Genomic DNA, 13,069 nt, shown 5'->3' on the forward strand with positions numbered 1-13,069 from the left:
GGCGGGTTGAATTAAATAGCGTAGTATGAATCGTTTTATTTTTATGTTGCTGGGAGCACTGTATGTGCTCCCGGCCTGGGGGCAGCATGCCAGTGACTCAATATGGGTAAAGAAAAATTATTATAAACAGGAGCGTCAAATCCGTATGCGGGACGGGGTGCATTTGTTTACGGCTATTTACCTGCCGAAAGACAACACTGAGAAACACCCGATACTCATCACGCGTACGCCTTACTCGGCAGCACCTTACGGGGAACAACATCTCAGCCCGAATCTCTGGAATATATACTGGAACAGCTATGCACACGAACATTATATTATTGTGGTGCAGGATGTGCGTGGTCGCTGGATGAGCGAAGGAGCATTTAAAGATGTGCGTCCGTTTAATCCGCATAAGGAGGGCAATGATATTGATGAGGCCAGCGATACCTATGATACCATCGACTGGTTGCTGAAAAATATACCGGGTAACAATGGCAAGGTAGGTGCTTTTGGTATTTCCTATCCGGGGTTTTATACTACCATGGCTGCGTTGAGCGGACATCCGGCATTGAAGGCGGTAAGCCCGCAGGCGCCGGTAACCGACTGGTTTCGTGGAGATGATTTTCATCACAACGGCGCCTTTTTCCTGATGGACTGTTTCGGCTTTTATACCAAAGGATTTGGATATCCTCATCCCAAACCGATATCGGTAGCGCCGGTACAGGCATTAAAATTACCATGTACCGATAACTACAATACTTTTCTGAAAATAGGGACCATCAAAAACTTCACGAAACTAACGGGTGATAGTCTGGCTTTCTGGAAAGAAATCATTGCGCATCCGCATTACGACGACTGGTGGAAAGCGCGTGATCCGCGTAATTACGTGGACAGTATAAAACCTGCCGTGTTGGTAGTGGGYGGCTTGTTTGATGCAGAAGATTGTTATGGCGCCTGGAATTTATATAAGGCAGTAGAACAACGTAATCCGGGTGCACATTTCAACCGGCTGGTGATGGGCCCCTGGTACCATGGCCAATGGGCCTCTACAGATGGTACGCACCTGGGCAATATTCAGTTTGGCGATAACACTGCCGCCTGGTACCAGGAGCATATAGAAGTACCGTTTTTTAATTATCATCTCAAAGGAAAAGGCGATTTGTCTGCCATCGCAGAAGCTAACGTGTTTTTCAGTGGTGAAAACAAATGGCATCAATACGATAAATGGCCGCCGGTAGCCGAGGAAAGGGAGATTTTTTTACAGGAAAACGGGGAGCTGGCATGGCATAAAAGCGAGACAGGTTTCTGTGAATACGTAAGTGATCCGGCGCATCCGGTGCCATATACGCAGGATGTACATTATATCCGCACCCGTGATTATATGACGGATGACCAGCGGTTTGCCTCGCGGCGGGCAGATGTACTGACTTTCGAAACAGATACGCTGACAGCAGATTTAACCATAGGCGGCACGGTTACAGCAGATCTGCGTGTAAGCCTGACAGGTAGTGATGCAGATTTTGTGGTGAAAGTGATAGATGTATTTCCGGATGATTTCCGCTATCCCAATACGCCTCCTCCCAACAGAACGCGTGATGCCGGGGGGCCTTATCCGTTGGGTGGTTACCAGATGCTGGTAAGGGGTGATATTTTCCGGGGACGTTTCCGGCATAGCTTTGAGGAGCCGCAGGCGTTTGAACCCGGTAAAATTGAGCAAGTGAAGTTTACCTTACCGGATGTGGCCCATACTTTTCAGAAGGGGCACCGGCTCATGATCCAGGTGCAGAGTACCTGGTTTCCTTTGGCAGACAGAAATCCGCAGCAGTTCGTAAATATATACGAAGCCACAGAAAAGGACTTTGTAAAAGAAACGATCCGTATTTATCATGATAAGGATCACCCTTCCGGTATCATTTTGCCGGTGTTGAAATAATTACGGTCGTTTGAAATGGATTTCCAGTTTCATCTGCCGGTGCTTATTGTTATAGACTTCCTCATCCTCCCGGAAAATGATCATTTGTTGTGGGGTGAGGACGCGTATCCTGAAGGTGATGGCGTCGCCATTGGCTTCCTGCAGGGTGAGTTCTTTGGCTTCCCGGTCCAGCACATAGGATTCGTAGCGTTGGCCGCCGTCTACGATGTTGCCATTTTCCTTAAAGAGCAGCACATCAATCGGGCTGAAGTTGGTATCTATTTTTTCAAATGCTTTTTCCTTGTTTTCAGTAGCGCTCATGATAGACTTCACCGGCATCCATTTACCGGTGATTTTACCATTTGTCTGATTAGCCGGGATATTCGGGATGTTGCCGCAGCCGAGGTGCAGGAACCAGGTTAAGAAAAGCATATACAAGCTATTCATATTTCGTATCTTTAGATTGAACAAATCGTCTTTTGCCGTGCTGATGATCAGAGGTGCATCTCAACTTCGTAGCCCAAATGTACTACAATCGGAGTGAGCAATAATAAAGGGCCGGCAACAATTTTAATCTTTTCGCTTATTATTTTACCAGCAAAAATTCGTGTTATGGCAGATAATATTGCAGCGCCGTTTATACCTGCACAATACATTGGAGAAGCCACAACTACGTCTGAGACGAAGGAGCTGGTACATGAAACCGCGGCGGTGACTTTTTTTAAGGCGGCGGTAGCAAGGCTGTCTGATGTAAATAAATGGGCAGGAATGAGTGGAAGTTTCTCTTCTGAATTTCAGTTGACGGATCTGACCGGCAAACTGGCCGAGGGGCCGGCTGAAACGGGGATGTATATACGAATAGATATTCCTGGTCCGGGTACCAATGCCGGGAAGGGGTTTGACTGGGTAAAGATTGAACAGAAGGAGCATGTGATGCTCAATGAGCACCAGGAAGTGTTTTTTATCCGGGCACGGCCTACGGAGCATCCCATCCAGAAAAGCGCCGGTATTGCACATTTTCTGCGGAAAGAAGCCAGTAGTTCGTTTGTATTGGTCAGGAACGGGGCCACCATTACCGCTACCGTATACGGGCGTAATGAAGTGCCTAATACGCAAACTGCTGACGTAGGAGATAAGATCAGGAATGCCGTGGTTGGCTCCACCGGCGCCATTGGTATCTCTAAGCTGCAGTGGAAGGCGCTGGTGAAGGGATTGTTAGAATGAACCTCCGGCAGATATCTTTCCTTATTTTTCTCCAAATTATCAACTACAGTTGTTGTTCCCTTTCCAGAAAGCTTAATGTTTTCATTTGTAACTCCACTTCTTCAATCGCTTTCATCAGGTTATTTTTAGTATCCGTTAGTGCAGTGAGTGCAACGACCATTCTTTTCCATACCGGTTGCATATCTGTGACGAGCGCTTTCCCTTTTTCCGTGAGCTGTATGAGTCGTTTCCGTTCGTCTGCCCTGTCTTTTTTAGAGCGGATGAGTTTTTGTTTCTCCAGCTCTTTGAGCAAGCTGATAGTAGAAGGGTGGGAATATCCTATTTCCACCGCAATTTCCACTACAGATAATACGGGTTTAAGATACAGGGTATAAATAACGGGAAACCATTTAGGTTCAAACTCAATGCCATTGGCTTTATAGATCAGCTGCCCATCTTTGCGCAGCTGATCACTGAGTCTTTGCAACCGGGTAGAAATAGCCAGTATACCCGATTCGTCAATCACATTTGTCATATCCTTTAATCGTTAAGGTGTAAGTGATAGAATACGTTGTCTGCATTCATCACCGGAAAGTACGATGGTAATTCCGTCTTTTTTATCTGTTTAAAATGATTGCGTTCATAAAAACGGATGGCGGCTGCCAACTTATCTACCGTGCCCAGGTAAAGATCTGTTATCCCTGCTGACCTGGAATAGGTGATCAGTTGATCGAGGAGCTGTTGTGCCAGGCCCAATTCCTTGCCCCGGAAGTCTTTTTTTACAAACATTTTGCGGATGGCGCCAGCCTGGTGGCCGGTGGCAATCAGGGCAATCGTACCAACCAGTTCGCCGTTTACCATGGCTCCCCAGAATCCGCCGCCTGTCTGATGATAATTGGTTTCAATATCATGCAGATCTGGTTGGTCTTCGATGGTGATGGGAACGTTAAATTCTATTTGTTGTATGGGCAGTATAATATCAATTACCTGCTTGCAAAACTGGTTGTCAATCATTCTTATAGTAGGTGCCGTACTCATTTGCATAGATTTATGGTATAAAACTACGTAGTTGACTACATAAATCAAAATTTATTTTTTATTTAAGTGCGCAGGTGGGTTGCGTAGTAGTGTTGTCTCTTTGTAAAAACAAGCAGGCCTTCTAGCTTAAAATGGACAAAGCTGCGGTAAAATTACGGCACCGCGGAGTGTATGGAAACATATCGTTGCAGACATGCTTTGCAATGATCACAATTTACAGATGCACCGAAACGGTAACACAGAGTAGGGAAGCGTATTTACAGCCATACTGCCCTGCAAGGGGAATACGGGTTCGAGTCCCGTGAGGGTCGCAACAAAGAATACAGGCAGGGTCAAAGCCGCATAAATCACACGATTTACGCGGCTTTTCTGTTTTGGGTCTGCAAAGGTTTATTATTCAAAACGAAGGTGACTTTTAATATTAAAGTCCAGCTTAATAATTAGTGTCCAAATCACTTGATATTTGAACCCATCCAAACAAAATCAACGGATCTACATTTTTAAAATACAGATCCATTGATTTATATTGTTTCTAATATCCAACCTGAAGTACAAAAGTGTGAGACGTGGCATCAAGTTCTACGTAAAAATGATCGTCTGCGCCTCTTCCAGAGGAGGGATAGTGAGTTTCTCCATCAACCGTTAGTGTAGCATTAGTGTTGAACGAGGGTAAAATGCTCACATGAATTAATGAACTACGGCTAGTGCTTGTGAAAGAGGCCTCTGGACCTGGATAAGCTCAATTTGTCCAATCATCCAAACCCTTCAACAAAATATCAGTTTTCTCGCATATTATATCCGCCGAAGTAATTCGTATAGAAGAAACCCTCCCAAATCCATGTTGGCACAAGTATTTATTTCCAGCAGGAAATAGCTATACGAAATAGCAATAGCCATACCGCTTTACTGCATATTACGAAACCGATTTCGTGAGCCTGCATGGCCGAAAGGCGCAATATTTTACGCTTTCGGATCTCTCAGAAAACAAATTTTTTTTTCTTTCTTCCAAGTGAAATACTAATTTGGTCGTAGTTGGTTCCACGTACCTTTTCTTCAAAAAGAAATCATATTTGCTTTATGAGGAATTAACATCTTTTCATAGTATTGGTCAACTGGCGGCGAGGTATAGAATAGGTAATGATCAGTTGAAGCTTAGGCTGAGGTGATGGCTGACAGGCACTTTCTGCCGTGTGCAATATCAATGTAACCAGCTGTACATCAACACCAATTTCTATATCCGGCATTGTGCATTTGGAACACCCTTATCGAAAATAATAACCATCAGTTACAGTTAGTTTTTTTGAGAAATAAAATTCAATAGCCATCTGTTTCGATGGAATCTATTGCTGTGGTGGAATGTAGCCAATGATTCCTGCCTCAGAAATAAGTCGTACGTATATCGTCAGTGTGTACGGGCAAGTCCGCAGTGCGGCATAGGTTTGTCTGAAAAGCACTACAGGTAAGCAAATTCAACCAAATGATATTAAGATAATAATCTGATAACACCATCTGTTATTAATTCAACAGCATCATATTTAGTTTTATGGCGTAAATACTTCTTATCGATCAAACATGAATGTATTCATTAAAACTGCACCAAATGCTTTACGCCTGGCGAATTGTAAGCTAATGCATCTTCCATTCAAGAACAACAGCCATTAACATTTAAAACAAACAAGCCACTTAAAGATTGCTTTATGAACAAAATCTATCAATGTAGGTTTTTATTGCGGTTACCTGTAAAACTGCTGCCAGCCTTCCTGTGCTGGATTGTCTGCCTTTGTCTGGCCCTGTCGCCAGTGCAGGCGCAGAATAAATTCAGGATCGAGGGCAAAATTACCGATGACAAAAATCAACCAATCCCCGGCGTCAGTATCTCCGAAGCCGGCACCCGTAGCGGTGTAGTAACTGATGCAGAAGGTAAATATCGTTTAGACGTTGCCGGTAGTAACAGCACATTGCACATCGCATTTGTGGGTTATGAAAGCAAAGAAATTTCCGTAAACGGCTCCCATACGCTTAACATATCACTGCTCCCGCAGCTGAAACAACTCAACGACGTGGTGATCACCGGATATGGCAAAACCAGTAAAAAGAATGTCATTGGTGCCATCAGCTCCGTAAATTCCGGTGAATTTACGCAAGGCGTTATCGCTTCCCCTTCTATGCTGCTGCAGGGCAAGGTACCCGGTTTAACCATCACTAAAAGTGGTAACCCCAACCAAAATCCAACAGTAATATTAAGAGGACCTTCTACCTTGCGTAGTGGCGCCCAGGAGCCGTTCTACGTGGTCGACGGCGTTCCCGGTGCACCCATCGATATGGTGGCGCCGGATGATATTGCCAGCATCGACGTACTTAAAGATGGTGCTTCCACTGCTATCTATGGCGCCAGGGCAGCGAACGGCGTAATCATGGTAACCACCCGCCGCCCTAAAGCAGATCAACTGCGTATCGCTTACAATGCTTACGTAGGACTGGAAAAAGTAGCGAACCGCCTGGAAGTACTCACCGGCGACGAATTACGTAAATACCTCGCTGACAACGGCCAGGTATTGGCCGCCGCCAACAACGATGTGTATCCGGGTACTACCACGCCCGTAAACACCGACTGGCAGAAGGAAGTACAGCGCGATGCCGTTTCCCATAATCATAACCTCTCGTTAATGGGCGGCGCCAAAAATACTACCTATGGCTTCAGCGTAAATTATCTCAATAACCCCGGTATCATCAAAACTTCATCGCTGAACAGGCTGGGAGTGAGGGCTAATATCGATCAACGTGCGTTTGATGACCGCCTCCGCCTCTCTTTAAATCTCTTTAATACCTCTACTACACAAAACAATGTACCCGATGCGGTATTCGGCAACATGCTCAACTACTTGCCAACCGTGCTGGTTACCCGTCCTGACGGTACCTACACAGAAGATTATGCCGGTAATATCCGCGGAAGTAATAACCCTGTTTCGCTGATTGCCAACAACAACGACGAAACGAAAATCAATAAGTTCCTCGCCAACGGACTGGCAGAAGTGAAAATCCTGCCTGGCCTCACTTATACACTGAGTCTTACCACCCAGCGGGACCAGGTAACCAGGAACGTGTACTATAACAGTCTGTCCGTGCTGGCAAAAGGATTGAACGGTAAAGCTACCCGCCTTGCCTGGACCAATGCCCGCAATATCATTGAATCTTATTTTAACTACGACAAAACAGTAGGTAAACATAACTTCAAAGTGCTGGCCGGGTACTCCTGGCAGGAAGACCACAATGGCGATGGCTTCGGTGTTACTACTCAGGGTTTCGGTAGCGACGCCCTCACCTGGAATAACCTGGCGCTGAGCAACCCACCTCCTGGTACCGTGGTATTTGATAACTCCGGTTCTACCACCCTCACCACGCTGCGCCTCATCTCTTACTACGGCAGAATCAACTACCAGTATGCAGATAAATATTATTTCCTGGTGTCGCTGCGTAATGATGGTTCTTCCGCATTTGGTAAAAATAACCGCTGGGGTTATTTCCCCGCTGTATCAGCCGGCTGGCGCATCAGCCAGGAGCCTTTCATGAAGGCAAATGGCTTCTTCGACGACCTGAAGCTGCGTGTCAGCTACGGAAGTTCCGGTAACTCACTCGGCTTCGATCCACTGGCTGCACAGTTGCAATACAGCACCACCGGCCGTTACTACGATAATGGGAACCTGATTAATGCCATCGCCCCTGTACAGAATGCCAACCCCGACCTGAAATGGGAACGTACCGGTATGCTGAACGCCGGTATCGACTTCGCTATCTTCAACGGGCGACTGAGTGGTGCGGTAGACTATTACGACAAGCAAACTTCTGACCTCATCTGGAACTACCCGGTAACCACTACGCAATATATCACTACTACCTTGCTGGCCAACGTAGGAAAAGTGAGTAACAAAGGAGTGGAAGTAGTACTGAATGCAGAACCGATACACACCAAAAACTTCTCCTGGAAAACATCGGCTAACGTTTCTCACAATACCAATAGCATCAGCTCTTTGTCCAACGGTCGCTTTACACTGAAAGATATCCCTACTGCTATCCTCGGCGGCAAAGGCCAATCCGGTAACTGGAGCCAGAAAGTACTGGAAGGCCAGCCTATCGGTACTTTCACCCTGTTCCATTACCTGGGTAAAGACAAAGACGGTGTTTCCACTTACCAGAAAGCAGATGGTACTGTAACTACCTCTCCCGCCATCGGTGACCTGATGCGCGCAGGTAACGCACAACCTACGCTTACCTATGGATGGAGCAATACCTTCACCTGGAAAGGATTTGACCTGAATGTATTTATCCGCGGCGTAACCGGTAATAAAATCCTGAATGCTACCAAGGCAGCGTTGAATACCCCAACAGATGCCAAGATGACTAACATCCTGAAGTTCACTGCTGGTGAGTCTTACAACGATAAGAACTCCTTCATGATCTCTGACAGGTTCCTGGAAAACGGTTCCTACCTGCGTATGGATAACCTCACCCTGGGATATACGTTCAAAACCAGGAGTAATTACATCAGCAAATTACGTATATACGGCAACGTGAATAATGTATTTACTATCACCAAATACACCGGTATAGACCCTGAAATGGACCTCGGCGGCCTTACACCAGGTATTGACGCCCGGAATTATTATCCTAAAACCCGGTCTTTCATCTTTGGTCTGAATGCTATTTTCTAATCAATCAGTTTGTTTAAATATCAAGATATGAGAGCTAAAAAAATCCTTTGCATTTTCCTGCTTGCCGTAACGGCGCTGGCAGCATGCAGCAAGCTGGATGTGGGTGTGGAATCAAAATATACGCCTTCAAACTTTCCTTCTAATAACAGCTCCTATGCCGCCGCCATCGGCGCCGTATATGCACAGCTGGCCAACACCAAATCAGGCGACGCTACCTACTGGATGAATGGTACCGGATTTAGCTATGGAGTGGACTACTGGATGTTGCAGGAATTTTCTACAGATGAGGCCATCATCCCTGCCCGCGATGGTAACTATGACGATGGGGGTAAATACCGCTTTATGCATCTGCATACCTGGGGTAGCAGCCATCCCTATGTAATCAGTGCCTGGCAGTGGGGATTTGGAGGTATTAATATTGCGAATAACACCATCAACTTAATGAAGGCCTTACCTGCGGGCGCTTATAAAACTTCGTCAGTAGCAGAGCTGAAAGCCATGCGCTCCCTGTTCTATTTCTTTATGATGGACCTGTATGGCAATATCCCGGTGCTGGATACCTTTCCGGTAACTACGCCACCAGCCACCAAACAACGTAAGGAAGTATTTGCATTTATTGAAAACACGTTGAAATCAGCATTGCCCGATCTCACGACGAAAGTAGATGGAAGTACCTATGGCCGCGCAACCAAATGGTTGGCATTTGCCCTGCTGGAAAAAATGTATCTCAATGCGGAGTACTATACTGGTACACCACGTTATGCCGACGCAGTAGCAATGGCAGACAGTGTCCTCATCAACGCTCCTTATTCACTCGATGCCGACTATCCTTCCATCTTCAAACCGGATAATGGTCCGCAGATCAGGGAAACGATCTTCGCCATTCCTTACGACGCCAACCTGATTCCAGGTTGCCACTTTACACGTTTCTGCCTGCATCCCTTCCTGAAGGCGCGTTTCGACCTGCCGGATGCATTTGGCCCCAGCGTGGCTTTGAGTACTATACCTGATTTTTATGCTTACTTTAATCAACCTAATGATGTGCGCAACGGCACCTGGCTGGCTGGTAAACAGTATAACAAAGACGGCACGCAAAACATCGTACATACCACTACCAAAACCCTGGATGCTTCTTCTACCGGTCCCGATACACCGATCGACTGGTGGGTGGAAATATTCCCCGATCTCACCCTGAAACCCGGTGGTGAAGCGAAACTGGATGTAGGCAACGACCTCAAAGGACAACTGAAAGGTGTACGTTCCATCAAGTACTATCCTGACAAAAACGTAAATACTTCTACCCGCTTCCAGAATACCGATTTACCGGTACTCCGTCTGGCAGATGTGATCATGATGAAGGCAGAAGCCATCCTTCGCGGCGCAACACCTACTGTTGTAAAAGGAGAGCTGCAAACGGCGGACGTGCTGGTGAATAAGATCCGCGCACGTGCCGGTACCACGCCATGGGTGGGTACTACGTTGCCGATGCTTCTGGAAGAACGCGCCCGCGAATTTGCCTGGGAAGCCTGGAGAAGAAATGACCTGATCCGCTTTGGCAAATTTGAAAGTAAGTGGGGCTTTAAGCCAGCTGATAACGATATGTTCCGCCGTGTATTCCCTATTCCTGCCATAGAGCTGGCCCTCAATCCTAACCTGGTGCCTAACCCGGGATACTAGGAAGCTTTGGCTTTTGGCTTTTAGCTTTTAGTAAATGTAATTTTCGCTGCATTTACTAAAAGCTAAAAGCTAACTGCTTAATCCAATCACCCTCGGTACATGCCCGGCATAATCGAGAAAATGCGGCATCATCCAGTTCATAGGTACTTTCATATAACCTGTAGTAGTACCATCACTGCAACCATACCATTCTTCTGAAAGAATATCTTTGTCAATAACTACCTGTATCTTATTCTCTTTGTCCAGCATGACGCCAAAAATAGTGGCAGCGCCTACTGACGTCCCCAGCATGCTTTCCAGCAATGTCACCGGCGCAAATGATAGCCGGGAAATATTCAATACGGCGCTCAGGTCTTTCGTTTTGAAAGGTTTATCCGCCGTAGTGATGAACAGGTAAAAATCAGTTTGCTGGCGGTTACACAGAAACAATGTCTTCACTGTTTTCATATGCAATTGCTCGTTAATCCGGATACAATCTTCCATAGTAATGGCTTCATCGGTATCTACCCGCTCAAACGGCACAGACAGTTTTTGCAATGTCTGGTAAACCATTTCCTGTAATGCTGTTTTAAATACCGCCGGAGCAGTGGTTTTCGACTCACTTACATAGATCATCAAAACATACTTTAGTTCATTTCACGAAAATAAGTAAGGATATTGATTTTTTCCGGGGAGAAGTTTTTAGGGAGATGATAATCTGCTGACTGGTCTAACCTCTGCAAAACAGAAAACAATCCTCACTGGAATCACTTTTGTTGTTTTGGGGATCGGGATAAATATTTATTTTTACCGCTATGGGACAATTAAGAATGGGATTGGGCATCTGTAAGCCCGCTCGAAACACCAATGATTTCTCGCATGTACACGGCCACTTACAGATCGTGATCGATGAGAAGGTGGTACCTGCCATGGGCTATTTTGGGGAGGAAGATGTGTGCCTGAATCACTGGTTCGATGTATTGGGCACGATAATCCGCAACTTCGAATCAGGAAAAGATACCGAATACACCTATGATGAGGGGGAGCAGGGGCAACCGGCGTTTCAATTTGTGTTGATCAAACCGAATGAGGTAGCCTTTTCCATTGTTGATTCGGTTGTCTCAGGTAGCGGCGGCGGCAAAAAATGGCGCAACAAAACCTTTCCACTTTCTGATCTGAAAAAAGGTTATCAGAAAGTTACCGAACAGTTTTTGAAAGAAGTGGCGGCCAAAGCGCCGGCACAGTTGCCACACTGGAAGAAGCTTATTGGGAAGGTATAATGCTTTAACAAAAGATATCCTTGAAATAATAATCAGATGCTCATAAATATAAGAATTACGACTGTTTGGATCATGGTCATGATAGCTAGCTTAAACTGTAAATCTCAGAACGGCGAAACATATTGGAAGCTAAGCACCATCTACAGGGAGGACAAGACCCCCTTTAAAGGATTAACGGTCGACGCCATGCAGGAAATGCTCGATTATAATTTTCATTTTATCAGAAGGGCAGATCGTTTGATTTTTGAGTTACCTGCTAAATTCAGTGTAGGCCTTTCCGGTTTCAACAGTCTTTCTCAGCTCCAGATCAGGAACCATGAATATTACAAAATGTACAGTCAATCTTTTGATGGGGATATTTTTAGAGTGATGTTCAAGGATCTTGCGACGATGACTGAATCCCAAAATACAGTAATGGAATTTACCCGGATGTCGAAAGCAGCATACGAAGATGATATCAATAAAGAGATGGCCCGGCAGAAAGCCGTTGCCGACAAAATAAATGGACTGAAGCAGCAATTGACTTCAAATCCCCAGATCTTATTGGATCCTTTGGAGAAATTGCCCCAAAAAAGTCAGGTTATTGAGGATGACAAAGGAGGAAAGATCAACTTACTGATTCCAAAGGATATTGATCTTAAAAAAACCGGACAGATTAAAACTGAACAGTTTGGAGCTATCAAAATCGGCACATTCGTTAAGAATGCTGTCGTGTATGATATCCGGCATTCCAAAAAGGATTACGGACTAAAGCAACTGGCCATTTGGGTCTCTACAGACCCGGCCGATTTTGACCTTGCCAGTTGGAAAAAGGAGCGCCCAAACCGGCTGATTTTCAAAGAAGATCGTAATGGTGTGATAGGGTATGAGCTTGATTATGATGCCGGTAAGCAAAAGGCCATCATTCGTTCTGTTTTTTGTCTCAGGTATAAGAAAGTAGGACAGGCGCATGTGTTTGTGTATGCTGATGTTTACCGGGCGCAATTTGGCGGTAACTACGATCCGTTGAAGGAGATGAACGAAATATTGAACTTCAACTATCAGATGTTGGATAACATCACAATTCAGTAAATAAATATGGTGAAAGCTATAGTTAACCGGCGGAGTTAGTATTCCGTTCTTCATTTTCACCATTTCCTGCTCCCAGGGCCTGAATGCAGCGGGAATTTCAATATATACAACTACGGGTTGTTGAATAACAACCATAAATAGTGTAATTACAACTACTAAGTGCTGCGTTTTTATTGATTTTGGATTTGACCTGAATATCTTTGAAGCATCGAAAAAAT

The 13,069-nt window shown here is 45.4% G+C and carries 10 protein-coding genes; 6 read left to right on the plus strand and 4 right to left on the minus strand.

The annotated features are described in order from the left end of the window. Positions 1-25: 25 nt before the first annotated feature. Positions 26-1,915, plus strand: a complete 1,890-nt coding sequence (locus tag AC1DP6_RS21925; RefSeq protein ID WP_477056729.1) for a CocE/NonD family hydrolase — start codon at positions 26-28, stop codon at positions 1,913-1,915. Here the strand turns inward: AC1DP6_RS21925 and AC1DP6_RS21930 are convergent, their stop codons facing one another. Continuing rightward, positions 1,916-2,341, minus strand: coding sequence for a hypothetical protein (locus AC1DP6_RS21930; protein ID WP_477056730.1), 426 nt, complete (start codon positions 2,339-2,341; stop codon positions 1,916-1,918). Positions 2,342-2,506: 165 nt separating this feature from the next. On the opposite strand from AC1DP6_RS21930, the gene AC1DP6_RS21935 reads away from it, so the two are divergent. Beyond that, the gene (locus AC1DP6_RS21935; protein WP_477056731.1) at positions 2,507-3,118 is read left to right on the plus strand and encodes a hypothetical protein; all 612 of its coding nucleotides are present in this window, start codon (positions 2,507-2,509) and stop codon (positions 3,116-3,118) included. Positions 3,119-3,161: 43 nt separating this feature from the next. On the opposite strand, the gene AC1DP6_RS21940 is transcribed toward AC1DP6_RS21935, so the two are convergent. Both AC1DP6_RS21940 and AC1DP6_RS21945 read right to left on the minus strand, forming a co-directional pair. Further along, complete coding sequence (locus AC1DP6_RS21940) at positions 3,162-3,632, minus strand: MarR family winged helix-turn-helix transcriptional regulator (RefSeq protein ID WP_477056732.1); 471 nt, start codon at positions 3,630-3,632, stop codon at positions 3,162-3,164. Positions 3,633-3,637: 5 nt separating this feature from the next. Next, the gene (locus AC1DP6_RS21945) at positions 3,638-4,135 is read right to left on the minus strand and encodes a GNAT family N-acetyltransferase (RefSeq protein WP_477056733.1); all 498 of its coding nucleotides are present in this window, start codon (positions 4,133-4,135) and stop codon (positions 3,638-3,640) included. Positions 4,136-5,832: 1,697 nt separating this feature from the next. Here AC1DP6_RS21945 and AC1DP6_RS21950 point away from each other — a divergent pair. Both AC1DP6_RS21950 and AC1DP6_RS21955 read left to right on the plus strand, forming a co-directional pair. Continuing rightward, positions 5,833-8,844, plus strand: coding sequence for a SusC/RagA family TonB-linked outer membrane protein (locus tag AC1DP6_RS21950; RefSeq protein ID WP_477056734.1), 3,012 nt, complete (start codon positions 5,833-5,835; stop codon positions 8,842-8,844). Between the two features lie 27 nt (positions 8,845-8,871). After that, the gene (locus AC1DP6_RS21955) at positions 8,872-10,521 is read left to right on the plus strand and encodes a RagB/SusD family nutrient uptake outer membrane protein (RefSeq protein WP_477056735.1); all 1,650 of its coding nucleotides are present in this window, start codon (positions 8,872-8,874) and stop codon (positions 10,519-10,521) included. 69 nt (positions 10,522-10,590) lie between these two features. On the opposite strand, the gene AC1DP6_RS21960 is transcribed toward AC1DP6_RS21955, so the two are convergent. Beyond that, positions 10,591-11,136, minus strand: coding sequence for a prolyl-tRNA synthetase associated domain-containing protein (locus AC1DP6_RS21960; protein WP_477056736.1), 546 nt, complete (start codon positions 11,134-11,136; stop codon positions 10,591-10,593). 179 nt (positions 11,137-11,315) lie between these two features. Here AC1DP6_RS21960 and AC1DP6_RS21965 point away from each other — a divergent pair, with 179 nt between their 5' ends. Together AC1DP6_RS21965 and AC1DP6_RS21970 are read left to right on the plus strand one after the other, a co-directional pair. Next, entirely contained in the window at positions 11,316-11,780 is a 465-nt protein-coding gene (locus AC1DP6_RS21965; protein ID WP_477056737.1) for a hypothetical protein, read from the plus strand. A gap of 36 nt (positions 11,781-11,816) precedes the next feature. Next, positions 11,817-12,851 carry a hypothetical protein gene (locus AC1DP6_RS21970; protein WP_477056738.1) on the plus strand — a complete coding sequence of 345 codons (1,035 nt, stop codon included), beginning with the start codon at positions 11,817-11,819 and terminating at the stop codon, positions 12,849-12,851. Positions 12,852-13,069 lie beyond the last annotated feature (218 nt).

The organism is Chitinophaga sp. 01L420, assembly GCF_056399985.1.

Bases quoted from the DNA above. Each gene is read 5' to 3' on its own strand.
- AC1DP6_RS21930 (WP_477056730.1), bottom strand. From the start codon at position 2,341: ATGAATAGCTTGTATATGCTTTTCTTAACCTGGTTCCTGCACCTCGGC.
- AC1DP6_RS21935 (WP_477056731.1), top strand. From the start codon at position 2,507: ATGGCAGATAATATTGCAGCGCCGTTTATACCTGCACAATACATTGGA.
- AC1DP6_RS21940 (WP_477056732.1), bottom strand. From the start codon at position 3,632: ATGACAAATGTGATTGACGAATCGGGTATACTGGCTATTTCTACCCGG.
- AC1DP6_RS21945 (WP_477056733.1), bottom strand. From the start codon at position 4,135: ATGAGTACGGCACCTACTATAAGAATGATTGACAACCAGTTTTGCAAG.
- AC1DP6_RS21950 (WP_477056734.1), top strand. From the start codon at position 5,833: ATGAACAAAATCTATCAATGTAGGTTTTTATTGCGGTTACCTGTAAAA.
- AC1DP6_RS21955 (WP_477056735.1), top strand. From the start codon at position 8,872: ATGAGAGCTAAAAAAATCCTTTGCATTTTCCTGCTTGCCGTAACGGCG.
- AC1DP6_RS21960 (WP_477056736.1), bottom strand. From the start codon at position 11,136: ATGATCTATGTAAGTGAGTCGAAAACCACTGCTCCGGCGGTATTTAAA.
- AC1DP6_RS21965 (WP_477056737.1), top strand. From the start codon at position 11,316: ATGGGACAATTAAGAATGGGATTGGGCATCTGTAAGCCCGCTCGAAAC.
- AC1DP6_RS21970 (WP_477056738.1), top strand. From the start codon at position 11,817: ATGCTCATAAATATAAGAATTACGACTGTTTGGATCATGGTCATGATA.